General features: G+C 47.3%; 22 protein-coding genes. 9 read left to right on the top strand and 13 right to left on the bottom strand.

From position 1 onward, the window contains the following. Nucleotides 1-100 precede the first annotated feature (100 nt). Both uvrA and SEDOR53_RS0107995 read left to right on the top strand, forming a co-directional pair. Nucleotides 101-2,932, top strand: a complete 2,832-nt coding sequence (gene uvrA / locus SEDOR53_RS0107990; protein ID WP_037360807.1) for an excinuclease ABC subunit UvrA — start codon at nucleotides 101-103, stop codon at nucleotides 2,930-2,932. A 23-nt stretch (nucleotides 2,933-2,955) separates the two neighbouring features. Next, nucleotides 2,956-3,159 carry a response regulator transcription factor gene (locus SEDOR53_RS0107995; RefSeq protein ID WP_026769259.1) on the top strand — a complete coding sequence of 68 codons (204 nt, stop codon included), beginning with the start codon at nucleotides 2,956-2,958 and terminating at the stop codon, nucleotides 3,157-3,159. A gap of 2 nt (nucleotides 3,160-3,161) precedes the next feature. Here the strand turns inward: SEDOR53_RS0107995 and SEDOR53_RS0108000 are convergent, their stop codons facing one another. Both SEDOR53_RS0108000 and glyA read right to left on the bottom strand, forming a co-directional pair. Further along, nucleotides 3,162-3,569 carry a DUF4293 domain-containing protein gene (locus SEDOR53_RS0108000; RefSeq protein ID WP_026769260.1) on the bottom strand — a complete coding sequence of 136 codons (408 nt, stop codon included), beginning with the start codon at nucleotides 3,567-3,569 and terminating at the stop codon, nucleotides 3,162-3,164. 21 nt (nucleotides 3,570-3,590) lie between these two features. Next, entirely contained in the window at nucleotides 3,591-4,871 is a 1,281-nt protein-coding gene (glyA, locus tag SEDOR53_RS0108005) for a serine hydroxymethyltransferase (RefSeq protein WP_026769261.1), read from the bottom strand. 38 nt (nucleotides 4,872-4,909) lie between these two features. Here glyA and SEDOR53_RS0108010 point away from each other — a divergent pair, with 38 nt between their 5' ends. Together SEDOR53_RS0108010 and SEDOR53_RS0108015 are read left to right on the top strand one after the other, a co-directional pair. Beyond that, nucleotides 4,910-5,965 carry a sugar phosphate nucleotidyltransferase gene (locus tag SEDOR53_RS0108010; protein ID WP_232214735.1) on the top strand — a complete coding sequence of 352 codons (1,056 nt, stop codon included), beginning with the start codon at nucleotides 4,910-4,912 and terminating at the stop codon, nucleotides 5,963-5,965. Between the two features lie 43 nt (nucleotides 5,966-6,008). Next, nucleotides 6,009-6,959, top strand: a complete 951-nt coding sequence (locus SEDOR53_RS0108015) for a nitronate monooxygenase family protein (protein ID WP_026769263.1) — start codon at nucleotides 6,009-6,011, stop codon at nucleotides 6,957-6,959. On the opposite strand, the gene SEDOR53_RS0108020 is transcribed toward SEDOR53_RS0108015, so the two are convergent. From SEDOR53_RS0108020 to mqnB, 8 genes are all read right to left on the bottom strand, one after another. After that, on the bottom strand, nucleotides 6,916-7,671 hold the full coding sequence (locus tag SEDOR53_RS0108020) for an SDR family NAD(P)-dependent oxidoreductase (RefSeq protein WP_026769264.1): 756 nt from the start codon (nucleotides 7,669-7,671) through the stop codon (nucleotides 6,916-6,918). The two genes, SEDOR53_RS0108015 and SEDOR53_RS0108020, sit on opposite strands and share 44 nt — an antisense overlap. A gap of 76 nt (nucleotides 7,672-7,747) precedes the next feature. Beyond that, the gene (locus tag SEDOR53_RS18530; RefSeq protein WP_026769265.1) at nucleotides 7,748-10,429 is read right to left on the bottom strand and encodes a PKD domain-containing protein; all 2,682 of its coding nucleotides are present in this window, start codon (nucleotides 10,427-10,429) and stop codon (nucleotides 7,748-7,750) included. A 48-nt stretch (nucleotides 10,430-10,477) separates the two neighbouring features. After that, on the bottom strand, nucleotides 10,478-11,212 hold the full coding sequence (locus SEDOR53_RS0108030; RefSeq protein WP_037360810.1) for a hypothetical protein: 735 nt from the start codon (nucleotides 11,210-11,212) through the stop codon (nucleotides 10,478-10,480). Nucleotides 11,213-11,465: 253 nt separating this feature from the next. Then, nucleotides 11,466-14,084, bottom strand: a complete 2,619-nt coding sequence (locus SEDOR53_RS18535) for a PKD domain-containing protein (RefSeq protein ID WP_026769267.1) — start codon at nucleotides 14,082-14,084, stop codon at nucleotides 11,466-11,468. 11 nt (nucleotides 14,085-14,095) lie between these two features. Next, nucleotides 14,096-14,896: an alpha/beta fold hydrolase gene (locus tag SEDOR53_RS0108040; protein WP_026769268.1), complete on the bottom strand. Its 801-nt coding sequence runs from the start codon at nucleotides 14,894-14,896 to the stop codon at nucleotides 14,096-14,098. Nucleotides 14,897-14,898: 2 nt separating this feature from the next. After that, nucleotides 14,899-16,470, bottom strand: a complete 1,572-nt coding sequence (lnt, locus tag SEDOR53_RS0108045) for an apolipoprotein N-acyltransferase (protein ID WP_026769269.1) — start codon at nucleotides 16,468-16,470, stop codon at nucleotides 14,899-14,901. A 34-nt stretch (nucleotides 16,471-16,504) separates the two neighbouring features. Then, entirely contained in the window at nucleotides 16,505-17,332 is an 828-nt protein-coding gene (locus SEDOR53_RS0108050; RefSeq protein WP_026769270.1) for a 1,4-dihydroxy-6-naphthoate synthase, read from the bottom strand. A gap of 1 nt (nucleotide 17,333) precedes the next feature. Continuing rightward, on the bottom strand, nucleotides 17,334-18,002 hold the full coding sequence (gene mqnB, locus SEDOR53_RS0108055; RefSeq protein ID WP_026769271.1) for a futalosine hydrolase: 669 nt from the start codon (nucleotides 18,000-18,002) through the stop codon (nucleotides 17,334-17,336). Nucleotides 18,003-18,080: 78 nt separating this feature from the next. On the opposite strand from mqnB, the gene SEDOR53_RS0108060 reads away from it, so the two are divergent. The 4 genes from SEDOR53_RS0108060 to fabD are packed head-to-tail and all read left to right on the top strand — an operon-like array spanning nucleotide 18,081 to nucleotide 20,450. Beyond that, nucleotides 18,081-18,491: a 6-carboxytetrahydropterin synthase gene (locus SEDOR53_RS0108060; RefSeq protein ID WP_026769272.1), complete on the top strand. Its 411-nt coding sequence runs from the start codon at nucleotides 18,081-18,083 to the stop codon at nucleotides 18,489-18,491. A 15-nt stretch (nucleotides 18,492-18,506) separates the two neighbouring features. Next, a complete protein-coding gene (locus SEDOR53_RS0108065; protein ID WP_026769273.1) occupies nucleotides 18,507-18,920 on the top strand; it encodes a 6-carboxytetrahydropterin synthase in 414 nt (137 codons plus the stop codon). A 17-nt stretch (nucleotides 18,921-18,937) separates the two neighbouring features. Next, nucleotides 18,938-19,534 (top strand): GTP cyclohydrolase I FolE, encoded by a 597-nt coding sequence (gene folE / locus SEDOR53_RS0108070; protein ID WP_026769274.1) that lies wholly within the window; start codon nucleotides 18,938-18,940, stop codon nucleotides 19,532-19,534. A gap of 25 nt (nucleotides 19,535-19,559) precedes the next feature. Beyond that, nucleotides 19,560-20,450 (top strand): ACP S-malonyltransferase, encoded by an 891-nt coding sequence (gene fabD / locus SEDOR53_RS0108075; RefSeq protein WP_026769275.1) that lies wholly within the window; start codon nucleotides 19,560-19,562, stop codon nucleotides 20,448-20,450. Here the strand turns inward: fabD and SEDOR53_RS0108080 are convergent. The 3 genes from SEDOR53_RS0108080 to SEDOR53_RS0108090 are packed head-to-tail and all read right to left on the bottom strand — an operon-like array spanning nucleotide 20,447 to nucleotide 23,140. Beyond that, on the bottom strand, nucleotides 20,447-20,899 hold the full coding sequence (locus SEDOR53_RS0108080; protein WP_026769276.1) for a GNAT family N-acetyltransferase: 453 nt from the start codon (nucleotides 20,897-20,899) through the stop codon (nucleotides 20,447-20,449). The two genes, fabD and SEDOR53_RS0108080, sit on opposite strands and share 4 nt — an antisense overlap. 1 nt (nucleotide 20,900) lies before the next feature. Beyond that, on the bottom strand, nucleotides 20,901-22,130 hold the full coding sequence (locus tag SEDOR53_RS0108085) for a PLP-dependent aspartate aminotransferase family protein (RefSeq protein WP_026769277.1): 1,230 nt from the start codon (nucleotides 22,128-22,130) through the stop codon (nucleotides 20,901-20,903). Between the two features lie 11 nt (nucleotides 22,131-22,141). Further along, nucleotides 22,142-23,140, bottom strand: coding sequence for a beta-ketoacyl-ACP synthase III (locus SEDOR53_RS0108090; protein WP_037360812.1), 999 nt, complete (start codon nucleotides 23,138-23,140; stop codon nucleotides 22,142-22,144). Nucleotides 23,141-23,259: 119 nt separating this feature from the next. Here SEDOR53_RS0108090 and ruvA point away from each other — a divergent pair, with 119 nt between their 5' ends. Continuing rightward, the gene (gene ruvA / locus SEDOR53_RS0108095; RefSeq protein ID WP_026769279.1) at nucleotides 23,260-23,844 is read left to right on the top strand and encodes a Holliday junction branch migration protein RuvA; all 585 of its coding nucleotides are present in this window, start codon (nucleotides 23,260-23,262) and stop codon (nucleotides 23,842-23,844) included. The last annotated feature ends 21 nt before the right edge of the window (nucleotides 23,845-23,865 follow it).

Raw genomic sequence — 23,865 nt, forward strand, 5'->3', positions numbered from 1 at the left:
TGTGGAAAAGATTGTTTTTAAGGGTAGTAGTTATGCACATTTTTAAAGATGTGTGGAACGGTTAGGAAAGCATCAGGAATGTTTTAATTTGCTAAATATTATGGCAACGAAAACAAAGGCGGCAGGCAGTAAATCATTGAACGGAGCAGACGACAGCATCATTGTAAAAGGTGCCAGGGTGCATAACCTCAAGAATGTAACCGTTGCATTTCCCAGGAATAAACTTATTGTGGTTACGGGTGTATCGGGCAGTGGTAAATCTTCACTGACCATCGATACGCTTTTTGCAGAAGGACAGCGCAGGTATGCCGAGAGCCTGAGCGCTTATGCGCGCCAGTTCATGGCCCGCATGGTGAAGCCTGATGTGGATTATATCAAGGGACTTTGTCCCGCTATTGCGATAGAACAGAAAGTGATCACCCGCACACCCCGCAGTACGGTAGGCAGCATGACGGAGATCTACGATTACCTGCGTTTGCTGTATGCCCGTGCGGGCAAAACCATTTCCCCCATCAGCGGGCGGGAAGTGAAGAAAGACGATGTAGCTGATGTGCTGGCTGCCATCACACAATTAAAAGCAGGATCGAAAGTGGTGATCCTGGTACCTTTCAAGCAGCATGCTAAAAGAGACCTGCGTGAAGAACTGAACATACTCATGCAAAAAGGTTTCTCCCGTATTTACATGCGCCATGCCGATGGTAAAGACAGCCAACTGTTGCGCATTGAAGAACTGCTGGAGCTGAACGACAAACAACTGAAAGCGCAATTATCGGCCCAGGCCATGGTGCTGATCGATCGTGTTGTTACCAAGGCCTTTGACCAGGATGACCTGCACCGGCTTTCCGATTCCATCGGCACTGCATTTTATGAGGGAGAAGGCAATACCTATCTCGAAGTGGATGGAGAAAATTTACATCATTTCAGCAACCAGTTTGAGCTCGACGGGATGCAGTTTGAAGAACCGGTGCCGAACCTGTTCTCGTTCAACAATCCTTTCGGCGCCTGTCCAACCTGCGAAGGCTTCAGCCAGGTATTGGGCATCGATGCCGACCTGGTGATACCCAACCGGCGGCTCAGTGTATACGAAGGAGCAGTTGCTCCGTGGAAAGGAGAAAAACTGGGTTGGTGGAAAGAGCAGTTTATCAAAGGTGCGGCCCAATTCAATTTTCCCGTTCACAAACCCATAGCCGAACTCACCGCTGTACAATACGAGCAATTGTGGAATGGACATGGTAAGGTGTATGGCATCCACGATTTTTTCAAAGAAGTAGAACAGAACCTGTACAAAGTGCAGTACCGTGTGTTGCTGAGCCGTTACAGGGGGCGCACCATTTGTCCGGATTGCAAAGGCTACCGCCTGCGCAAAGAGGCGCTCTATGTAAAGGTAGGCAACCATCATATTGGCGAATTATGCACCTGGCAGGTGCGCGACCTGAAAACATGGTTCAATGCATTGACATTATCGGAGCACGATCAGCAGGTGGCAAAAAGGATCCTGCTTGAAATACACCAGCGATTGCAAACACTCATCGATGTGGGATTGGGTTATCTTACACTCAGTCGCCTGGCCAATTCGCTGAGTGGCGGTGAAAGCCAGCGTATTCAACTAACCAGGAGCCTGGGCAGTAACCTTACCAATTCTCTCTATATACTGGATGAGCCTTCTATTGGCCTGCATTCCCGGGATACGGAAAGACTGATCGCTGTATTGAAATCGCTGCGTAACCTGGGTAATACGGTGGTGGTAGTGGAGCACGATGAGATGATGATGCGTGAGGCAGATCATATCATCGATATGGGACCATTGGCTTCGCATCTTGGAGGGGAAGTGGTAGCGGCCGGTAATTATGCAGAACTGGTGGCCAATCCCCGAAGCCTTACTGGTAAATATTTATCGGGCGAATATAAGATCGAGCCGCCTAAATCGGTGCGTAAATGGCAGCGATACATCAGGGTGGAAGAAGCGAGTCAAAATAACCTGAAGCATATTACGGTTGATTTTCCCCTGAATCTTTTATGTGTGGTGAGTGGTGTTAGTGGAAGCGGTAAAACAACCCTGGTGAAACAGGTATTGTATCCTGCATTACAGAAATTGAAAGGAGAATTCGCCGATAAAGTAGGCATGCACAAAATGATCAGCGGCGATGTAGATGCCATTGCACAGATAGAGCTGGTGGACCAGAACCCGATCGGCAAATCGTCGCGCAGCAACCCGGTAACCTATATCAAAGCGTACGATCATATACGTGATCTCTATGCCCGGCAGCCGCTATCGAAGATGCGCGGGTTCCAGGCTAAACATTTTTCGTTCAACGTAGATGGCGGCCGCTGCGATACCTGTAAGGGAGAGGGAGAACAGGTAGTTGAAATGCAGTTCCTGGCCGATGTGCACCTCACCTGTGAATCCTGTGGTGGCAAACGTTTCAAGGAGGAAGTATTGGAAGTACAATATAAAGGCAAATCGGTGTACGATGTGCTGGATATGAGCGTGGATGATGCCATTACATTTTTCAGTGAAGAGAAAGCCATCCGCCAGGCCATACAACCGTTGCAGGACGTGGGACTGGGCTATGTGAAACTCGGACAAAGCAGTGATACCCTGAGCGGCGGTGAAGCCCAGCGTGTGAAACTGGCCAGTTTCCTGGGTAAGGGGAAAGGCATCGGGCATGTGTTGTTCATTTTTGATGAACCCACTACCGGCCTTCATTTTCATGATATTAAAAAACTGCTGGCTTCCTTTCATGCCCTCATTGAACAGGGGCATTCACTGATCGTGATAGAGCACAATACCGATGTGATACGTTCGGCCGATTGGGTCATAGACCTGGGACCAGAAGCAGGGGATGCAGGGGGGCAATTGGTGTATACCGGTCCACCGGCGGGGTTAAAAAAAGTGGGTGAAAGCCATACGGGACGCTTCCTAATGTCCTAAATATTGGTTTTATTTGTACTACTATGAAAACACCACTTAGACCCAAAGAGATCCAAATCATTAAACTCATCTGCCGGCAATACTCTACCCGTGAGATCGGTGAGAAAATGGGCATCAGCCATCGTACTGTGGAAGGATGCCGCGAAAGAATCCTCGAAAAAACAAGAGCAAAGAACATGGTAGGCATCGCCCTTTATGCCATCAAAAACGGCATCCATAAGGTTTGAATCTATCGTAACCTGTCGGCGCTTTTAACCAGTTTTTCGTCTTTATAAATGCCCCTGATGGCCAGGAGGTAGAAGACAGGTATTGCAAAGCTGAAGATGGAAGTCAGTGCAATGCCACCGGAATCGTATTGCTTGGTTCTGGAAAAAGCCAGTCCCAGGTAAAGGATGCTTCCGGCAAAACCAGCCAGTCCCAACTTGAGCTGCAGTCCGCGGTTTTTATACAGGAAGATATCGATCAATGCTATTACCGCTATAGCTACAGCCAGGATCATCAGGTAAGTACTGCTCACTGCGGTAAAGTCTTCGGCCGGTGTATTGCCTTTACTGCCAATGTAAAAGGGCAGCTTGAGGGTAGTGAAGCCGCATATACCGGCGAACAGTAGCCAGAGGCTTTGAATACGTTGCACCATAAACAATTAGGATTTTGATTTTTACCCCATTTCAGGATATAATACGAACTGGGTCATGAATTCGTTCACTTCTTGTTTCACTTTGCGATGCAGGGCTTCATCGTCTGCATTCATCAGCACGGTATCAATGGCATTTACCACAAACTGCATATCGGATTCTTTCATGCCACGACTGGTGATGGCAGCCACACCAAAACGAACGCCCGATGTAACAAAAGCGCTCTTGTCATCATAAGGCACCATGTTCTTATTGGCGGTGATATCGGCGTGCTCCAATACCTGTTCTGCTTTTTTACCGCTGATGTTCTTGTTGCGGAGGTCTATCAGCATCAGGTGGTTGTCGGTACCACCGCTGATGATCTGGTAACCCTTATCGGTAAAAGCTTTGGCCATAGCCTGTGCATTTTTTTGCACTTGCTGTTGATAGGTCAGGAATTCGGGAGTGAGTATTTCTCCGAAAGCCACTGCTTTGGCTGCGATCACGTGCTCCAACGGACCGCCCTGTGTTCCGGGGAATACGGCCATATCCATCAGGTTACTCATGAGGCGCAGGTTGCCTTTAACATCTTTGAGTCCGAATGGGTTCTCAAAATCTTTTTTCATCATAATCACACCACCTCTGGGTCCGCGCAGGGTCTTGTGTGTGGTAGAAGTCACAAAATGACAGTGGTCGAAGGGAGATTTCAGTAATCCTTTAGCGATCAGTCCGGCAGGGTGGGCAATATCAGCCATTACAAAAGCGCCTACTTCATCGGCTACTTTACGGATGCGGACATAGTCCCAATCGCGACTGTAAGCGCTGGCACCGCAGATGATGAGTTTGGGCTTGATCTCGCGGGCTTTGGCTTCCAGCATATCGTAGTCAACCAGGCCATCTTCTTTTCCTACCCCGTAAAAATGCGGTTTGTAGAGCTTGCCGCTGAAGTTAACAGCCGAGCCATGGGTAAGGTGACCGCCCATGCTCAGGTCGAGTCCCAGTATATCATCTCCCGGCTGCAGGATGGCCAGCATCACTGCTGCATTGGCCTGCGCGCCGCTATGGGGTTGTACGTTGGCATACTCTATACCAAAAATGGCTTTCAGGCGGTCGATGGCCAGCTGTTCTGTCTGGTCTACGATCTCGCATCCACCATAATAACGACGTCCGGGGTATCCTTCGGCATATTTGTTGGTCATCACATTTCCCATCGCCTGCATCACCTGCAGACTGGTGAAATTTTCAGAGGCGATCAGCTCAATGCCCCTGCGCTGCCTTTCTAATTCCTTTCTGATGATGTCGAATACCACGGTGTCTTTTTGCATATTGGTAAGAATTTGCGGCAAAAATAAATCTTAATTGATTGCCCGGGCCAGTTAATTTATACCTCAATAGTTTTCCCTATTTTCGGCTCTCCATTGAGATCATGAAAGCCATCATCCCCGTTGCGGGGGCCGGAACCAAGTTGCGGCCCCATACTTACACCCAACCCAAGGCCTTGATACCCATCGCCGGCAAGACCATATTGAGTTATATAGTAGATCAATTGCATGAGACGGGTATTCATGAGTTCATTTTCATTGTGGGGTACCTGGGCGAAAAGATCCAGGATTATGTAAAACAGACTTACCCGAACCTGATCACGCATTTTGTTTACCAGAACGAGCGCCAGGGAACGGGCCATGCCATAGAACTTACCCGCAGTATTGTAGGAGATGATGAGGTTTTTGTGGCGTTGGGCGACACCATCTGCGAATACGATGTAAAAGAAGTGGTGAACAGTCCCTATAGCATGCTGGGCATCAAAAAAGTAGACGACCCGCGTAATTTTGGTGTAGCTACTGTTGGCGAAGATGGTTTTATTGAACAGGTGATAGAAAAACCGTCGATCCCCAAAAGCAATATGGCCCTGGTGGGGTTGTATAAAATAAAAGAAACACATTTTCTTTTCGAATGTCTCCATCACCTGTTTACACAGAACATCAGAACTTACGGTGAATACAACCTTACCGATGCGCTGGACTGCATGATTGGCAAGGGCGCTAAATTCCAGGCTTTCAAAGTAAAGAACTGGTTCGATTGCGGCAGGAAGGAAACCCTGCTTGAAAGCAATGCCACCCTGCTGAAAAAATTCGGCGGCAATGTAGGAACAGACCACTCATTTAAAGATACCATCATCATACCACCCGTTAGCATTGCGCCGGGCTGCGATATTTCCAATTCCATCATTGGTCCGCATGTAGCCATCGGTGCCAATACCACTATCAAACATTCCATCGTGCGCGACAGCATCATTGGTTCTTTTACCAGCCTGTATGAAGTGGTGCTTGACAACTCGCTCATCGGCAGTGATGCATCTGTAAAAGGGTTGAGCCGGAGTTTGAATATCGGCGATAATACGGAGATTGACTTTGGTTAATGGCTCAATGACGTGTTATATTCATTGCGCAATTAAAAATATTATGAGCAACGTTATAACAAGACTGTTTAACATTGAGTACCCCATTGTTCAGGCCGGCATGATCTGGGCCAGCGGGTGGAGGCTTGCCAGTGCAGTGAGCAATGCCGGGGCATTGGGATTGCTGGGAGCCGGCAGTATGTATCCGGAAGTATTGCGCGAACATATCCGAAAATGCAAAGCTGCTACCAACAGGCCATTTGGCGTCAATGTGCCTTTGCTATATCCCGATATCAAAGATCTCATGGATATCATCGTGGAAGAGCAGGTGCCCATTGTGTTCACCAGCGCCGGCAATCCCAAAACATGGACCGGCTTTTTAAAAGAAAAGGGCATTACGGTGGTGCATGTAGTGAGCAGCAGCTTGTTTGCACAAAAAGCCGCGGCAGCAGGTTGTGATGCAGTGGTAGCGGAAGGATTTGAAGCGGGCGGCCATAACGGGCGGGAAGAGACCACCAGTTTTGTATTGATCCCTGCTGTGCGCGATGCAGTAACCATACCTGTTATTGCCGCCGGTGGCATTGCAACCGGAAAACAGATGCTGGCAGCTATGGTGCTGGGTGCTGATGGTGTTCAGATGGGAACACGTTTTGTTTGTACGCCCGAAGCTTCATCACACCTGGCTTTTAAAGAAGCGATCGTAGCTTCGGTTGAAGGCGACACGCAATTGGCGTTGAAAAAAATTGTTCCGGTAAGACTGCTGAACAATGCATTTTATAAACAGGTAAAAGAAGCAGAGCTGCGCGGAGCCAGTGAAGAAGAATTAAAACGACTCCTGGGCAGGGCCCGCGCCAAGAAGGGTATGTTCGAAGGCAACCTCGATGAAGGCGAGCTGGAAATAGGTCAAGTAAGCGCGCTAATTAAAGACATCAAACCCGCAGCCCAGGTGGTAGAAGAAGTTTGGAACGAATTTATTTCTGAAAATAAAAACTATTGGCCTGCGCAAGACAGGTAACCACCAGGTCGTTGATACAAACATGGTTCGGTAAAGTAGCAGCGTAATATACAATGTCTGCTATGTCTTGTGCACGCAAGGGCTCGAAGCCTTCATATACCTGTTTGGCTTTTGTTTCATCTCCTTTGAAACGCACCATCGAAAATTCTGTTTCTGCCGCGCCGGGATGGATGGCTGTTACTTTGATCTTATGCGGAAGCAGGTCTACACGCATGGCCCTGCTGATCGCATCTACTGCATGTTTGCTGGCACAGTAAGCATTTCCTTCTTTGTAGACTTCTTTGGCAGCTGTGGAACCGAGGTTGATGATATGACCTTTCTTCCTGTCTGTCATATAAGGCAGCATGGCCTTGGTTACATAGAGTAGCCCCTTTACATTGGTGTCGATCATGGTTTCCCAATCGTTCAGGTCGGCGTTTTCAAAACTATCGCGCCCCAATGCAAGCCCTGCATTGTTCACGAGTACATCAACAGATTGCCAGGCATCGGGTAAATTACTGAGCGCATCAAAAACCTCCTGCCGGTTTTGAACATCGAAAGCCAGGGGCAGCACTTCTATTCCATGGTGAATGCGCAGCGTATCTGCCAGCGCTTCCAGCCTGTCTTTCCTGCGACCTGTGATGATGCAATTCCATTTCGCTGCTGCGAATGTTTCTGCAATGGCTTTTCCAAAACCCGATGTGGCGCCTGTTATGAGGATGGTCTTGTTCATATTGCAAAGATAAAATGAATTGCTCAATAGCTCAATACTCAATGGCTCAATGAAGGGAACATGATTAATTGAGCCATTATCTGATTAATACGGTTGTACCTTTTCTGAGCACGTTTTTACCGGTATAATCCACTCCCTGGGTTTCATACACATAGGTTCCGCTGGCCTGTTTTACGCCGGAGAAAGTACCATCCCACCCCTTGCCGGTTTCTGAAGTAGAGAACAACAATTGTCCCCATCGGTTGTAAATCCTGAAATAGAACAATTGTTTGATACCTACCATGATGGGTTTGAGTATGTCGTTCCTGCCATCTCCATTGGGCGAGAAAGCACTGGGAACAAATATTTCAGGCCCCGTTTTGTAAATGCGAACCGTCATCATATTTTCTCCATAACAACCGATGCTGTCGGTAATACGCACTTTATACCGGATAGAATCTACCGAAGCGGGTATAGTAGCAATTGGGTTGGCAATGTGTGGGTTGTTGAGCCATGTAGCGGGGAACCAACTGAAAAGGGTACCTGAGCCTGTTGCATTCAACTGTAATGGTTGATTGGCCAGTATAGAGGTATCACTTCCGGCGCTGACGGTAATAGGTGGTATAACAGTTACCATTACGGTATCGCTCACGGGCTTGGGACATTTGGCCGCACTGGTATCGCGTACCGTGAGTATGTAACGGGTAGTGCGTACAGGACCTGCAACAGGATTCAGGGTGTTGGCCAGGATCATACTTCCGGCAGGTGACCAACTGAAGACACTGGCATTGGAACTCGCATGCAACGGTACACTGTTGCCATAGCAGATGGCGGTATCGCGTGAGAAAACAGATATAACCGGATAGGGAACTGTTTTTACCTGTATCTGTGCATTGGCCTGACATTTCCCCAGGTTGGCTACCACCTGGTAAGTGGTATTGACCAACGGACCTGCCAATGGATTCTTAATGGTGGTACTGTTCAATCCATAAGCGGGACTCCATCGATAACTCAAGGCGTAGCTGACAGGATGCAATGTGACGGAATCGGTAGCACAGATCGTGGTATCAGGACCCAACTGCACCGTAATATAATTCAACACATTCACTTTTACCGAATCTGAATTGATACAACCATTGTCATTGATGGTAACAATATAGCTCGTAGTGTCTTTTGGAAAGACCAATGGATTCGCCGTGTTCGCCATCAATATGCGGGCCCGATTGGCCGCATTGTTAGGTACCCAATTAACTGTTGCGCTGTTTGAGGTGTTTACTTTCAATGCCAATGTATCGATACTGCAGATCAGTGTGTCTCTGAAAGGAAGATTAACGGTTGGCTTATCGGCTACATTCAATACCTGCGTGATAGAGCCGCGACAGCCTTTGCTGCTGGAAACCACCAGCGTAACTTTCGCGTTCATGGGAGCCGGATATTTCCAGGCGCTGTCTTTACTGGTAGCCGTATCTGCCAATGTGGTAGTATCACCAAAATTCCAGCGCCAACTGGTTACGGCGCCGTATTTCGCTATGGTAGCATCGGAGAATTGATAAGGGTTGAAATAACAGCTTCCCTTGATATTGAATTGAGGTGTAAAGCCCGGATATATTTTCACGGTGGCAGTAGTAGAATCCTGGCAGCCGGCCGCATTGGTTACTTTCAGTTTTAAAACATAAGTGCCGGTATCCTGGTATTGGTGCGTGGGGGTTGGTTGTGTTGAAGTGGTATTGTTTTTTTCTCCAAAGTCCCAGAGATAGGAGGTAATGGGACTGGCCGCCTGGTTTTCAAAGTAAACAGAAGAGCTGTCGCAGTTAACATAAGTGGGTTTCAACTGTGCAGTGGTAAGCTGGCAGTCTTTTACAATGAGCGTAAAGTCTTTCCTGTGGATAGAGATGGGTATTTTATTTCTCCATTCAGTGATGCAAACGGTTACAACATACCGTCCGGTTGCTGGGGCTCGCCCAGATATAATGCCTGTAACCGGATCGATGGTTACATTAGGCCCCAATGGCTGCGCACCACTAAATCCCGAAACATAGTTAATGTTATTGAAAGGTGGAGAACTGTAATTGGTTGAGCCTGCGCTCGTCGTATTACCTCTATCATATGCGGCACAAAAAGCGTAAGACAAAGAATCTCCAGGGTCGGGATCGGTTGCACTAAAATCTAGTTTAAACGGAGAGGCATTACATATAAGCGTGGTGTCTTTTAATGCAAAGACCGGGCTGGAATTGTTACCCAATGAAAGCTGACTGGTACCGGGTATCTGACAGGTATAGGTGGCGCCATCGGTAATGTAGCTAACACCTGGTATCTGTACCCCCTGTAAGTTATCAATCCCGTAAGTTCTGCAACAGGTCTGATATGCCACTATGTACCCGGCAGCAGTATTCGGTAGTTCAATGGAAGAAATGGTATAGCTGCCTATTTGATAACAAACGCTTGGCGGATTAGTAATGCAAGGATTAGGAGTAGTGATTGCCAGTTGTTGAAAGCCTCCGGTCAACTGGGCAGTCAGTTGCGATCCGTACTGGGAAGAAGGAGATGTGTTATTGTAAACATTCAATAATACACTTGCAGGCAGCGGTGCTACCCCTGTACCACCGGGCGGAGGGGGTGGATTGCACTCCCTGAACAACCTCAGCGTAATACTATATCTTGAACTCCCGGTTGCACTTCCCGGACCTAAGTATTTGTAATAAATTTCCCCACCGGCTATATGCCCTGCAAAAACATGAGTAGAAAACAATAAGGATAAAAAGAAGAATAGTTTTTTCATGCTGAAATATGAAAGTACAGCATCTGCAAGTTAGCATTTTGATAAAACTCATGGGTTCAATCTACCCATGGCAACAATGGCAACGGGCAGGTTGCGCAATTCTTTAGAATAATCTTTAGAGAGTGGATGTCCCGTACAATATTCCACCGCCACCAGCACAATAGCAATATCCCCGGCCTGCGCACCAGTATCGAGCAGCATCTTTTTAGGAGGAAGCATTTGTTGGGAATAAGGAACCAGCCACTGTTCTTCTGCCACCACAGTATGGTAATGATTTTTGTCGAAAGCTGTAGCCGCAGCCACCGCTTTGATATTTACAGCTGTCGTTCCTTTCGGCGCTTTTACACCACGCCTGGGATCAAGCGCATCCATAAACAGTTCAATTTTACCCATACCGGTATCGGTTACTGAGAGGTTGGTTCGCAAGTGCCCGGCCAGGTTGGCCTCGCGGTTCAACTGGCACATATCGCCACCATTTACGACCAGCTTCCATTCCGGCGCCTGGTGGTAATAGGCATATTGATTGCGCATCCAGCCACGGACGGTATTGTAAGTTGCCAGCCGGAACGGATACAGGAAGCGGTTACGAACGGCTCCCATCATATCAGAGCCACAGGTTGAAACCAGTCCGAAAATACTGGTAGTGGCCACAGTACCGGGAGAAGGTTGCTTTCTGCGGGGGCGCGGACTAGGTTTGGACCGCATGTATTGCTGGCCATTCATGGTGTATAAAACAACGGGGCCCACCGTTCCATTAATGCCTTTATCAGTATAACGTGCCATAAGCATGTATTTGCCGGGCCGAACCTTACTGTGTATTTACAGGGAACTTGCCCGGGTTTAACAGAGATTAATAACACATTAAATATACATTAAACACACAGTAAAACAACATAAATGTGGTTCTAATGTGGATTTAATGTGGTTCAACTATGGTTTTGATCCCTGCAAAACCCCTGTGTCTTATAAGGAATTAGCTTTACAAAAGTGGAGATATTACGCAATACGCTTTACAAAGAAGCAAATAGCAAAACCTTCAACGAATTAATACAACAGTCCCTTTCCGGAATACAACTTTACCCATGTAATCAACTCCCTCGGCTATGTAGACATAAGTACCCGGGGCCTGGTTTACACCATTAAAAGTGCCGTCCCACCCTTTACCTGTTTCACTGGTGCTGAATAGGATTTGTCCCCACCGGTTCAATACCCTGAAATACCGCAACGTGCTGATGCCTACGATCATGGGTTTCAACAAATCGTTCTTGCCATCTCCATTGGGCGTAAATGCACTGGGCACGAATATTTCAGGCTGCGTTTTGAAAATGCGCACCACTATATCATCTTCTCCGTAACATCCGCCTGCACCATAAGCCAGCACCCGGTAGCGGATAGAATCGATATCAATACCCAGTTGTGCAACCGGGTTGGCAATATTAACCTGGTTGAGTCCGGTTGCAGGCACCCACAAAAAACGGTTTGCCATAGGTGCAACAGCATTCAATTGTAAAGGCTGATCTGCTACCACCGAAGTATCTTTTCCCGCATCTACCATGATCATAGGAATAACGGTAACATTTACAGAATCGCTCACTGCCTTGGGGCAAGCGCCTGCTGCGGTATCGGTAACTGTGAAAAAATAACGGGTGCTTTTTCCCGGACCTGCAACGGGCGTCAATGTACGCGTGTTGATGAGTGAAACAGCAGGCGACCATTGATAATTCGTGCCGGTATAAGAAGCCTTGAGCGATACCCTTGAACCATAACAGATGGTTGTATCGGGTATGGCCATTCGCGCAACGGGGTAAGGAGATACTTTTACAAAGATCTGTGCCGAAGCCTCACATTTGCCCAGATTGGCAATAACAGCGTAAGTGGTATTACCAGCCGGACTGGCCAGCGGGTATTTGACCAATGGATTATTAAGCGATGCAACCGGTGTCCACTGATAACTCAATGCATGACTGATAGGATGCAGATGGAATGTATCGGTGGCGCATACAATGGTATCAGGTCTTAATTGTACCGTGATATAAGACAACACGTTCACGGTAACAGTATCGGTATTGGTGCAGCCGTTGTCGTTCAAGCTTACTATATAACGGGTAGTGTCTTGCGGGAATACAAGCGGATTGGCGGTATTGGAATGGAGGATGTTTTTGTTGGGAAGCCAGGAAAAACTCCCGTTACCCTTCACGTTAATGGGAAGCGTATCGATGCTGCAAATCAGTGTGTCATGAAAAGGGATAGCAATGAACGGTTTATCTCTCACGATCAATGTTTGAAATGCAGTGTCAATACATCCTTTGCTACTGGTTACAATGAGCCGTATATTGCTGGTATCGGGTTGCTTATATGTGTAAGAAGGATTTTGCCGGTAAGAAGTATCCTTGCCATCGGTAGAAGCATCATTAAAATACCAGGACCAACTGTTGATCACGCCATACCTGGCAAAGCTGGCATCGGTGAACTGGTAGGGTTTGAAATAACAACTGCCCTTTACGGTAAATGCTGATTTGAATCCCGGGTATACCATCACTTTGGTGCTGTCGCTTCCCGTACAACCTTTAGGTCCTTTGATGAATAGCCGAACCATATAAGTGCCGGTATCTGTATAAACATGGCTAGGAGTAGGTGTTGAGTCTATAGCCGGGCTCCGCGGGTCGCCAAAATCCCATCGATAGCTTGTGATGGCCGATGAAACTGAAAGATTTTCAAACTTCACGAGGTTGGTATCACAACGAACGATCCTGGAAGGAAGAACAGCTTCTGCAATATCACAGTTCTGCACTTTGAGAATAAAATCTTTTCTGTGTTCAGAAATAGCATTCCCGTTGCGCCATTCCGTAACGCATACATTGACCACATACTGTCCTTCTGGCGGGGCAATTCCTTGAATCATGCCTGTTTTTTCATCAATGCTAACGCCTGGCCCCAAAGGTTGTGCACCGCTGTATGGATATGCATAAGGAATAGGGATCAATGAAAGGACAGCAGCCGGCGGTTGGTTGTTGGAACCGCTCCTTGAAGTATAAGCATTGCAGAAGGCATAACTGAGCGAATCGTTGTCGGCATCGGTGGCACCGAAATCGAGAGAGAATTTACGGTTGGCACATACGAGTGCGGTGTCTTTGATGTTGAAAGTAGGACTGCTGTTGTGGCCTATTGGCAGTGTATTTCTTCCGGGTATATGCGTTACATAATTACTACCCACTGAACTGGGTTGTGACAAACCCGAAATATTATCGATGCGGCAACAACCGGTGCGCGACAGTGTATATCCACCGGTATTATCAGGCAGGGTTACGGTATTGGTGTACAAAGCCACCTGGTAACAAACATTTACATTCCCCACCAGGCAAGGGAAAGCGCCAGTGTTGAGTATAAGCGTGCTGATGGCTCCTGAAATAGGCAGTGGAACAGTTTTAATGAGGTTATTGTTTTCATCATAGACGCCCACGTTCACCTGTTCCCTTTCGAGGAGCGGACCTGTAGAAAAGCAATCCCTGAAAAGCCGTAAAGTGAGGAGATAATTGCTGCTGCCGCCACCGGCATCGCCCATGTATTGATACATCAATTCACCTCCGGCAATATGCTTGGCAATAGCAGGCAAAGAAAATAGTACAATGCTTATTATGAAGAGCAGTTTCTTCATAAGCGGTACAGCTAACTTTTGATAAAAGAGAGCAGGTTTTGATTTAATAATATCGGCGCCTCCCACATACTCATGTGGCCTACGCCCTCAAGTATATGAATATACGATTTTAAAGGTAAATGCGTTTGTTTTAAAACATCGTTCATGGGAGCAGCTACGTCTGCTGTTCCTATAACGAATAAAACAGGCAGCGGGTTGCTTTTCAATACATGGGTCCTGTCGGGCCGGTCACGCATGGCTGCATAATACTGCTGCAATGCATGTGTAGAAAAACCTGCAGCAGCTGCGATGAGGTTTTCTATTTGTTCGGGATGTGTTTGTTTGAATGCCGGTCCGAATAAATTAGGAATGGTTGTTTTCAGGAATTGCTGGCCACCATAAGTTTCCATGAGTTCAATACCCCGGGTACGGTTCTGTTTTTTCTCGGTACTATCGGCAAATGCGGTGGAGTGTACCAATCCAATGCCCGTTAACAGCGCGGGATGCTTTTCTGCAAAAGCCAGCATGATATATCCTCCCATGCTGTGTCCCAGCATGATGCAGGAAGTTATTTTTTCATGTTCCAGTAGCGCATGGATACAATCGGCATAATCTTCAATGGAAATGGCAGATGATGTTGAAGTGAGTATTTGCGAAGAACCGCTTCCGGGAAGGTCGGGAACAATGAGCTGGCAATATGCTTTCAGGTAAGCAATTTGCCGGTCCCAGATATGACCGTCTTCCCCGAAGCCATGCAGCAATATTACTGGTTTGCCTTCGCCTTCGATGCGATAGGAGATGCTTTGGTGCCGGTATGAGAAAAAACGTTGCATGATTATTTGCTCCACTTTCTTTTGACCCACATCAATAAGTGCCAGGCAAGCAATAACAAAGCAAGCAGTGATATGGTTTTGTAGATATAATCGCCATAGCGCACATAAAAGGTCAGTGTATTGCTTGTGGGGATATTGTATTTAATAACAGCCGCCCGGTCCCACGGTTGTGTTTCATGAATATTCCCCGAAGGATCGATCACAGCCGAGATGCCGGTATTGGCGCTGCGGGCTACCCACCTGCGTGTTTCAATAGCGCGTAAGCGTGCATATTGCAGGTGTTGCCGGTGCCCGGGCGTATTGCCCCACCATCCGTCGTTGGTCATGATGGTTAACAGGTTGGCGCCTTTCTGTACATAGGTGCCTACATATTCACCATAAACACTTTCGTAGCATATAATAGGAGCAGTGATGTAAGGGTTACCTTTTACCCGGAATGCCGATGATTCAGCGGAACGTCCGTAACCACCGGTGGTGCCGCCGAATTTTTCAAAGAGCGGCGCCATGAAATGCAGGAAGTCAGGTAGTGATTCCACCCCTGGAACCAGTTTGCTTTTATCATAGAATTGAAGTGGTTCTCCGTCTTTGATTACCACTGCGGCATTCATCGCATCATAATAAGTGCCATCGGGTGCTTGCCGCGCGGTGAGGGTTGATGAAGTAGTCCCATAACTTTTATAACTGTCGATACCCGAAAGAATAGTGAGTTGAGGATGACGGGCTGCTAATGCAAAAACGGGTTGATAAAAGGGATTATCCTTGATACGGTGTTGCCATTCCTGTGCGCTCATGGCTGTCTCGGGCCAGAGCAGTAATCGTGTAGCCGTATCGATGGCAGATTCGGATAGCTGCACCAGTTGTGCTACTTGCGCCGCTTCATTGCCCTCTGCATATTTACCGTAAGGATCTACATTGGGCTGAACAATGACAACATTGCCGGGAGCAGCGGTTTTATTTTCTGCAGGCTGCAACAGCCAGGATGCATTCAGTGAAATAGTGAATAAAGTAATAAGAAGCACGGAAAGCCTGATGGTTTTTCGCCTGTTATTGCGTAACGAAAGAAATAACTCGTACCACCAAATATTGCCGATCAATACCCACAAAGTTCCTCCTGCCACGCCGGTATATTCATACCATTGTATCCATCCCGGATGCAATGCAAATGCATTGCCTAATGTTAACCATGGCCAGCTCAATTGCCAGTTGAAATGAATGTATTCAAACAGCATCCAAAAACAAACCAATGCTGTATAACCCAAGCGGCGACCGTATTTTTTCTTGAAAATGTGATAACCCCACCAGGGCAAACACATGAGCAAGGTATTGGTAAGGATAGCGGCGATGGTACCCACATCCGTGGAATTCCATATCCACCAGGTGGTGCCGGTATTCCATAAAAGAACAGTGAGAAAAGTATAGCCGAAGAAAGGATTGCGTTTGATATCCTGGTCAGCAATACCCAACAAGGGCGCCCAGGCAATAAAGATCAGCGGTGTTAAGGGGGATACCGGCCAGGCAGCTATCAGCAGCATGCCTGACAACAGCGCCAGCGAGAGCAAACGGAGTCTTTTCAAAACAACAGATTTAAAGGCAATTTCGGTAAAACACTCAAGAAATAAAAACGGCCTTGTTTGCCGGAGTAACGGTATTGTTCATCCGGGTATATACATCCAGTAATGTTTGTACCGCTTGCTTGCCATCGGTACCCAGGTAGAGAGAATAGTTGTTCACATAGAGATCGATATGCTGCCGCATCACTTTCTCGCTCATCTCCTGCGCATGTTGTTTGATATAATCAGATAAATGCGGATAATGTGCAAAGGCATAATCAATACTCTTGCGAATGAGCGTGTCGATTTTTTCAGCGAGCGCTGTTTCCATATTGCGCTTTACTACGATACCTCCCAACGGTATGGGCACTTTTGTTTGCCGTTCCCAATATTCACCCAGGTCCATCAATTTATGCAATCCCTTTTGCTGGTAAGTAAACCTGTTCTCGTGGATGATCACACCCAGGTCAACCGTTTCGTCGAGCACCAGCTGCTCGATTTCATGGAATACGCGGAATGATTTGTTTTGGGCTTTGGGGAATGCCTGTGAGAATAAAATATGTGCAGTGGTATTGATGCCTGGTATAGCTACAGTCAGTTGGTCAATATTGGCCATATCAATGGCTTTTTTGGCAATCAGTAATGGTCCTACGCCTACGCCCAATGCGCCACCGCTGTTCAGCACCACATATTGTTCCAGCACCAGGGGCAGTACGCCGTAACTGATCTTGGAAATATCCAGCTTTCCCTGTAAAGCCCATTCGTTGAGGGTTTGCACGTCTTCCAGCACTACTTCAAAATCGAGTCCTTCGGTGTCGATCTTGTGATTGACCAGGGCATCGAAAATAAAAGTGTCATTGGGGCAGGGAGAAAAACCGAGTGTCATTTTATTTTATTTTGTATACCTTATCTATGTACTTCAACAAATGTTCGTTGAGGTTATCGATGGCTTCCTTGATCTTCCAGTGCTCTTTGTTACGCTCGCCTACATAATTGGAAATAGCCCTAACCTGTATGAACGGAATATTCGCTTCCCTGCATACATAATGCAGTGCGGCGCCTTCCATGCTTTCGGTATGCGGGTTGTATTTTTTTGCTAACTGCTCCATCCTGTCGGCACATGTGGTAACCTCATTCACTGTAATGGCGCTGACCTCCGGTAATTTCAGCAGGTTGAACTGTGGCAGCCAGGGATTGGGCAGCCTTCTTTTTTCAAAAGGGTGATAGCTGCTTTTTTCGAGCCTGAGATCGAAAATATCTTTCCATCGGCCATCTTCTTGCACACCCATATCACCCAGTGTTTCGTCTTTTACAACCACCAGTTTGCCCAACGGGGTTTTAGTATCGAAAGTGCCGGCAATACCTGCCTGTATGATCAGATCGGGTTTTTCTTCCGCGATCAGTCGCGATAAGGATACCGCTGTTGCCAGCATACCCACACCACATTGATGAAAACTGAGTTTCAGCCGGTGGCTTTGCCCGGTATAAAGGGGATTGACCTGGAGAAAGGAGGGCATCCATTCCCCAACGGTAGCGGAAGTGATGGTGATGCGCATGTATGCAAAGGTTAGGAAAACCGGCCAACTTTCCGACTTCGCGAGTTTTCTTAACTTTGCCCAAATTTTTAGCGAAGAATGGTGTACTTAACAAGGCTGGAACATTTTAATGCGGCCCATAAACTCTTTAATCCGGCCTGGAGCAGAGAAAAGAACGAAGCGGTATTCGGTGTTTGTGCCAACGAGAACTGGCATGGGCATAATTATGAATTATTTGTTACCATCAAGGGCCATCCCGACCCTGATACCGGTTTTTTGTATGATGTAAAAAAGCTGAGTGTGATCATCAAGGAGCATGTGATTGATCAACTGGATCACAAAAACCTGAACATGGATGTAGATTTCATGGCCGGCCAGTTGTGCAGTACTGAAAACCTGGCCATCGGCATCTGGAAACAGTTGCAACCACATTTACCGGCGCAGGTAAAGCTGCATTGTATTAAATTGTATGAAACTTCACGTATTTACGTGGAATATTTTGGCGAATAACCCAAACAACAGGTGATGAACCAGAAAGTAGCCGTTTTCAGGAAAGAGCATTTCAACGCAGCGCACCGGTTGCATAACCCTGCCTGGAGTAAGGAAAAGAACGATGCGGAGTTCGGACTCTGCAACAATGAGCATTACCACGGGCATAATTATGAACTGGTGGTAAAACTGGTAGGTGTACCTGATCCGGCAACGGGTTATGTCATGAACCTGAAAGACCTCAGTGAGATCATACGTGAAGAAGTGCATACCCGGTTTGATCACAAAAACCTCAACCTTGATGCAGTGGAATTTACCAACCTGAATCCCACAGCAGAGAATATTGCAGTGGTGATCTACCAACTTTTGCGCAAGCGAATACCTGAACACCTGGAACTAACAGTCAGGTTGTATGAAACCAAAAGAAATTTCGTGGAATATCCCGCCTGAAGCCTTAATCTTACCATATGGCCTACTCAAAAAAAGAGCATTACGACGAACATACTACAGAGAAACTGATCAAACATTATCATGGCGTGCTGGAGAACCTGGGTGAAGATCCCGAGCGGGAAGGATTGTTGAAAACTCCTGAGCGTGTAGCCAAAGCCATGCAGTTCCTTACCCAGGGCTACCACCTTGATGCCAAGAGCATCATTCATTCTGCCCGTTTCAAAGAAGAAGTGAATGAAATGATTATTGTAAAAGATATTGAGCTCTATTCCATGTGTGAGCACCACATGCTGCCCTTTTTCGGTAAAGCGCATATTGCTTATATCCCCAATGGATGGATCACTGGCTTAAGCAAGCTGGCCAGGGTAGTAGATGTATATTCGCGCCGTTTGCAAGTACAGGAGCGGCTTACCACGCAGATACTCGAAGCGATCAAAGAATCATTGAACCCGTTGGGCGTGGCAGTTGTAATTGAAGCCAAACATTTGTGTATGATGATGCGCGGCGTGCAGAAACAGAACTCGGTAACCACTACTTCCGCTTTCGATGGAGAATTCATGAAGAACCCCACAAGAAGTGAGTTCCTGAAACTCATCAGCACAAAGCTGGATTAATCAATAAAAATCAAAAAGTAAGGATATGAAGCATGCTTATGTTTTTCCAGGTCAGGGTTCCCAATTTTCCGGAATGGGAAAAAATTTATACGAGAGCAATGCTGTTGCAAAAGATTTGTTTGAACAGGCGAATGCCATTCTGGGCTTTCGCATCAGTGATATCATGTTCACCGGCACCGATGAAGCATTGAAGCAAACCAATGTTACACAGCCGGCGGTATTCCTGCATTCAGTGATAGCCTACCGCGCTATTGAAAATGCGCGTCCCGATATGGTAGCGGGTCATTCATTGGGAGAATTTTCTGCATTAGTGGCCAATGGTGTACTGCAGTTTGAAGATGCATTGAAGCTGGTAAGTATCCGTGCGCAAGCCATGCAGAAAGCCTGCGCGTTAACACCTTCTACGATGGCGGCTGTGCTGGCGCTCGATGACGCCAAAGTAGAAGAGATCTGCGCCGCTGTGCAGACAGAAACCGGTGAAGTAGTGGTGGCTGCGAATTACAACTGCCCCGGCCAGTTGGTCATCAGCGGTTCCATAAAAGGTATCGACATTGCCTGTGAGCGTATGAAAGCTGCAGGCGCTAAGCGTGCACTGGTATTGCCGGTAGGCGGCGCTTTCCATAGTCCGTTGATGCTCCCCGCCAAAGAAGAGCTGGCTGCTGCCATTGAATCAACGGTTTTCCATACAGCTAACTGTCCGGTTTACCAGAATGTGGTAGCCAGGGCTGTAACTGATACGGCTGAGATCAAAAAGAACCTGATTGATCAATTAACAGGCGCCGTTCGCTGGACACAAAGTGTACAGTCCATGCTAGCCGATGGAGCTGTGCGTTTTACAGAAGTTGGTCCGGGAAAAGTGTTGCAGGGATTGGTACAAAAAATACACAAAGATGCGCAGGTAGACGGGATCAGTTAAAAATCGAGGATCCCGTTCATCCATTCTCCATCCAACTGTGCATTGTATTTCTTATAAAAATTGATGGCAGGTTGATTCCATTCCAGTACTTGCCATACCATCCTGCTGAAACCTTTTTCTTTGGCTTCGGCAATGACACGATCGAACAGCAGGGTGCCTGCGCCGAGTCCGCGCAGTTTTTCTGTCACTAAAAAATCTTCGAGGTAAAGGCATTGCCCTTTCCAGGTGCTGAAGCGTATATAATAGAGTGCGAATCCTTCCACTTTGCCGTTGATCTCGGCTACAAAGGCCCACCATACGGGCTTTTCACCAAAACCACTTTCTTCGAAATGTTCCAGTGTAACCGTTACTTCCTGTGGCGCTTTCTCGTACACTGCAAGCTCGCTCACCAGTTCTAATAATCTTTTACAATCCGATCTTACTGCTCTTCTGATATGAATGGCTACCATGTTAGTGAAGTTTTAAAGCCTGGTCGAGGTCGTTGAGGATATCCGCTATATTTTCAATACCCACGCTCATGCGTATCAATCCATCGGTAATACCATATTTAAGCCGTTCTTCTCTTGCAACACCTACATGGCTCATGCTGGCAGGGTGAGATATTAATGTATCAACAGTTCCCAATGAAACGGCGCGCACGCACATTTGTAAACGGTCGATGAATTGTTTGCCGGCTTCGATGCCGCCCTTCAATTCATAACTCATGAGGGCGCCGGGATGTTTCATTTGTTTTTGAGAAACGGCATGATCGGGATGTGAAGTAAGTCCTGTGTAGTTCACATGGGCCACCGCCGGGTGAGCAGCCAGAAAACCTGCTACTTCCATAGCATTGGCACAATGCCTTTCCATGCGTAACTCCAGGGTCTTGAGTCCCTGGCTTAGCAGGAATGCATCGAATGGGTTGCTGTTGCCGCCCAACAGTACATGCCATTTCCATACGTTTGTTTTCATCTTTTCCAGGTCCTTCCCCAACAAAACCCCGCCAATAGCAGTGCCATGGCCATTGAGGAATTTGGTGGTGGAATGAAATACAAAATCTACTCCGTATTTGAAAGGTTGCTGAAGATAAGGGGACGCAAAAGTATTGTCAACCGAAACCAGCAGGTGCTTTTCTTTGGCGATGCGTGTTACGGCTTCTATATCCACGCACTGTATGGTTGGGTTGGCAGGTGTTTCGATATGCACCAGCCTGATGGTATTATCTCTTTTGATTGCATCGGCCACTTCGTTGAGATCGCGCATGTCTACGATGCGGATGTTGACACCGGTTTGTCCCAATACCTTATGCATCAACTCATAAGTGCCGCCATATAAAGAGTAATGCGATAAAACAGTGTCGCCTGCTTTGAGATTGCTTAGGAACAGGGTAGCCATAGCAGCTTGTCCGCTCGCATGCAGCAATGCTTTCAATTGCAAGGGATTCCCTTGTTCATCCTTCAATCCGAATGCTTCCAGGGCTGCAATGGTTTCTTCTGCTGCCGTAAACGTGGGGTTACCCCAACGGCTGTAGATCCTGGTCTTATCACTGCCCAGGAAACGTTCCATCCCTTCCTGCGCCGTATCGAAAGTAAAAGTAGAAGTGGCGTAGATAGGAGTAAGGTGGGCATGCTCCGCATTGTTGTGCCCGGCAGTGTGCATGGCAACGGAACTGATGCCTGTGAGGTTAAATGGTTCACTCATGACGCAATTCTTTAAGAGGGTGTATTATAAGCCCATTTTATGAGGGTGGCTCCCCAGGTAAATCCACCACCAAATGCTGCTAATACAACATTGTCGCCTTTTTTGAGGCGGCTTTCCCATTCCCATAAACAGAGCGGGATAGTGGCAGCGGTAGTATTACCATAGCGCTGGATATTGATCATTACTTTTTCCTTTGGTAGTCCCATGCGGTTGGCCGTTGCATCGATGATGCGCAGGTTGGCCTGGTGAGGCACCAGCCAGGCAACATCGTCGCCGGTCAGTTGGTTACGTTCCATCAGTTCGGCGCTCACGTCGGCCATGCCTTTAACAGCGAATTTGAAAACGGCTTGTCCTTCCTGGTAAGCGAAATGTTCTTTGGCCAGCACGGTTTCTACGGTGGCTGGTTTTACCGATCCGCCTGCTTTCATGTGCAGGTGATGACGACCGCTGCCATCACTTCTGAGGATGCTGTCCTTGACACCGTTCTCATCTGTGGCAGGCTCCAGCAATACAGCGCCGGCGCCATCGCCAAAAATAATGCAGGTGGCACGATCGGTATAATCGATGATGGCACTCATTTTGTCTACCCCCACCACGATCACTTTCTTAAAACGACCACTTTCTATGTACATGGCACCGGTGGTAAGGGCATAGATGAACCCGCTGCAGGCGGCGCTCATATCGTAGCCCCAGGCATTGGTGGCACCGATCTTGTCGCAGATAATATTTGCAGTAGCCGGGAATACCATATCGGGCGTTACGGTGGCACAGATCACACAATCGATCTCTTTGGGGTCGAGGTTCTTTTTACGCAATATCTCTTCAATGGCGGGAACGGCCATATCACTGCTGCCTTTGCCGGGCTCTTTTAAAATCCTTCTTTCTTCAATACCGGTACGGGTACGGATCCATTCATCATTGGTTTCCACCATTTTCTCCAGGTCGAAATTGGTGAGCTTGTCTTTGGGAACATAACCGCCTACTGCGGTAATAGCTGCTGTAGTCTTCATCTTAATCTTACGCTAATAATCAAAGAATTAATAATCTGAACGACTGCAAATATCCATAAATCATTTTATACCCCCTTTTTAATTAAGTCTGAATCCTATATTTTTGGTTGGAATAATATATGATAGCTTTTGTAAGAGGACAGTTTGTGGTAAAAACACCTGCCAGGATAGTGGTGGATGTGAATGGCGTAGGATACGACCTGCAGGTGAGCCTTAATACTTATGCGGCCATCAGCAATAAGGAGAGCGGCCTGCTGTTTACTTACCTGCATATTACCGAAAATGCCCATACCTTGTATGGTTTCGCCGAACTGGCAGAGAAGGAATTGTTCCTGCAACTCATCAGTGTGTCGGGCGTGGGGGCCACTACGGCCAGGATGATGTTATCGGGCATGAAGCCCGAGGAGATCACCCGGGCCATTATACTAGGCAACACCCGGCAGTTGGAAAGTATCAAAGGGATAGGAAAGAAGTCGGCAGAAAGGCTGATCGTGGAGTTGAAAGATAAATTGGGCAAGCAGGCGCTGCAAGGGCCTGCTATGGCAGGTATGCCTCATTCCGTTGATGCGGATGCGGTGCACGCACTGGTAGCCCTGGGTATCGGAAGACCGATGGCGGAACAGGCAGTTAAAAAAACAATGGGTTCTCTGGCGGCTGATGCATCCCTGGAAACCATCATCAAAGAAGCACTCAAAAACCTATAGATATCGCAAACATTTCTACTT

The organism is Asinibacterium sp. OR53 (assembly GCF_000515315.1).
GTDB lineage: Bacteria > Bacteroidota > Bacteroidia > Chitinophagales > Chitinophagaceae > Sediminibacterium.

Coding starts and splice junctions, on each gene's coding strand:
- SEDOR53_RS0108040 (WP_026769268.1), bottom strand. CDS start 14,896: ATGCAACGTTTTTTCTCATACCGGCACCAAAGCATCTCCTATCGCATC.
- SEDOR53_RS0108080 (WP_026769276.1), bottom strand. CDS start 20,899: ATGGTAGCCATTCATATCAGAAGAGCAGTAAGATCGGATTGTAAAAGA.
- uvrA (WP_037360807.1), top strand. CDS start 101: ATGGCAACGAAAACAAAGGCGGCAGGCAGTAAATCATTGAACGGAGCA.
- folE (WP_026769274.1), top strand. CDS start 18,938: ATGGCCTACTCAAAAAAAGAGCATTACGACGAACATACTACAGAGAAA.
- SEDOR53_RS0108090 (WP_037360812.1), bottom strand. CDS start 23,140: ATGAAGACTACAGCAGCTATTACCGCAGTAGGCGGTTATGTTCCCAAA.
- ruvA (WP_026769279.1), top strand. CDS start 23,260: ATGATAGCTTTTGTAAGAGGACAGTTTGTGGTAAAAACACCTGCCAGG.
- SEDOR53_RS0108030 (WP_037360810.1), bottom strand. CDS start 11,212: ATGGCACGTTATACTGATAAAGGCATTAATGGAACGGTGGGCCCCGTT.
- glyA (WP_026769261.1), bottom strand. CDS start 4,871: ATGCAAAAAGACACCGTGGTATTCGACATCATCAGAAAGGAATTAGAA.
- fabD (WP_026769275.1), top strand. CDS start 19,560: ATGAAGCATGCTTATGTTTTTCCAGGTCAGGGTTCCCAATTTTCCGGA.
- SEDOR53_RS0108065 (WP_026769273.1), top strand. CDS start 18,507: ATGAACCAGAAAGTAGCCGTTTTCAGGAAAGAGCATTTCAACGCAGCG.
- SEDOR53_RS0107995 (WP_026769259.1), top strand. CDS start 2,956: ATGAAAACACCACTTAGACCCAAAGAGATCCAAATCATTAAACTCATC.
- SEDOR53_RS0108085 (WP_026769277.1), bottom strand. CDS start 22,130: ATGAGTGAACCATTTAACCTCACAGGCATCAGTTCCGTTGCCATGCAC.
- SEDOR53_RS18535 (WP_026769267.1), bottom strand. CDS start 14,084: ATGAAGAAACTGCTCTTCATAATAAGCATTGTACTATTTTCTTTGCCT.
- SEDOR53_RS0108050 (WP_026769270.1), bottom strand. CDS start 17,332: ATGACACTCGGTTTTTCTCCCTGCCCCAATGACACTTTTATTTTCGAT.
- SEDOR53_RS0108020 (WP_026769264.1), bottom strand. CDS start 7,671: ATGAACAAGACCATCCTCATAACAGGCGCCACATCGGGTTTTGGAAAA.
- SEDOR53_RS0108000 (WP_026769260.1), bottom strand. CDS start 3,569: ATGGTGCAACGTATTCAAAGCCTCTGGCTACTGTTCGCCGGTATATGC.
- SEDOR53_RS0108060 (WP_026769272.1), top strand. CDS start 18,081: ATGGTGTACTTAACAAGGCTGGAACATTTTAATGCGGCCCATAAACTC.
- SEDOR53_RS18530 (WP_026769265.1), bottom strand. CDS start 10,429: ATGAAAAAACTATTCTTCTTTTTATCCTTATTGTTTTCTACTCATGTT.
- SEDOR53_RS0108015 (WP_026769263.1), top strand. CDS start 6,009: ATGAGCAACGTTATAACAAGACTGTTTAACATTGAGTACCCCATTGTT.
- mqnB (WP_026769271.1), bottom strand. CDS start 18,002: ATGCGCATCACCATCACTTCCGCTACCGTTGGGGAATGGATGCCCTCC.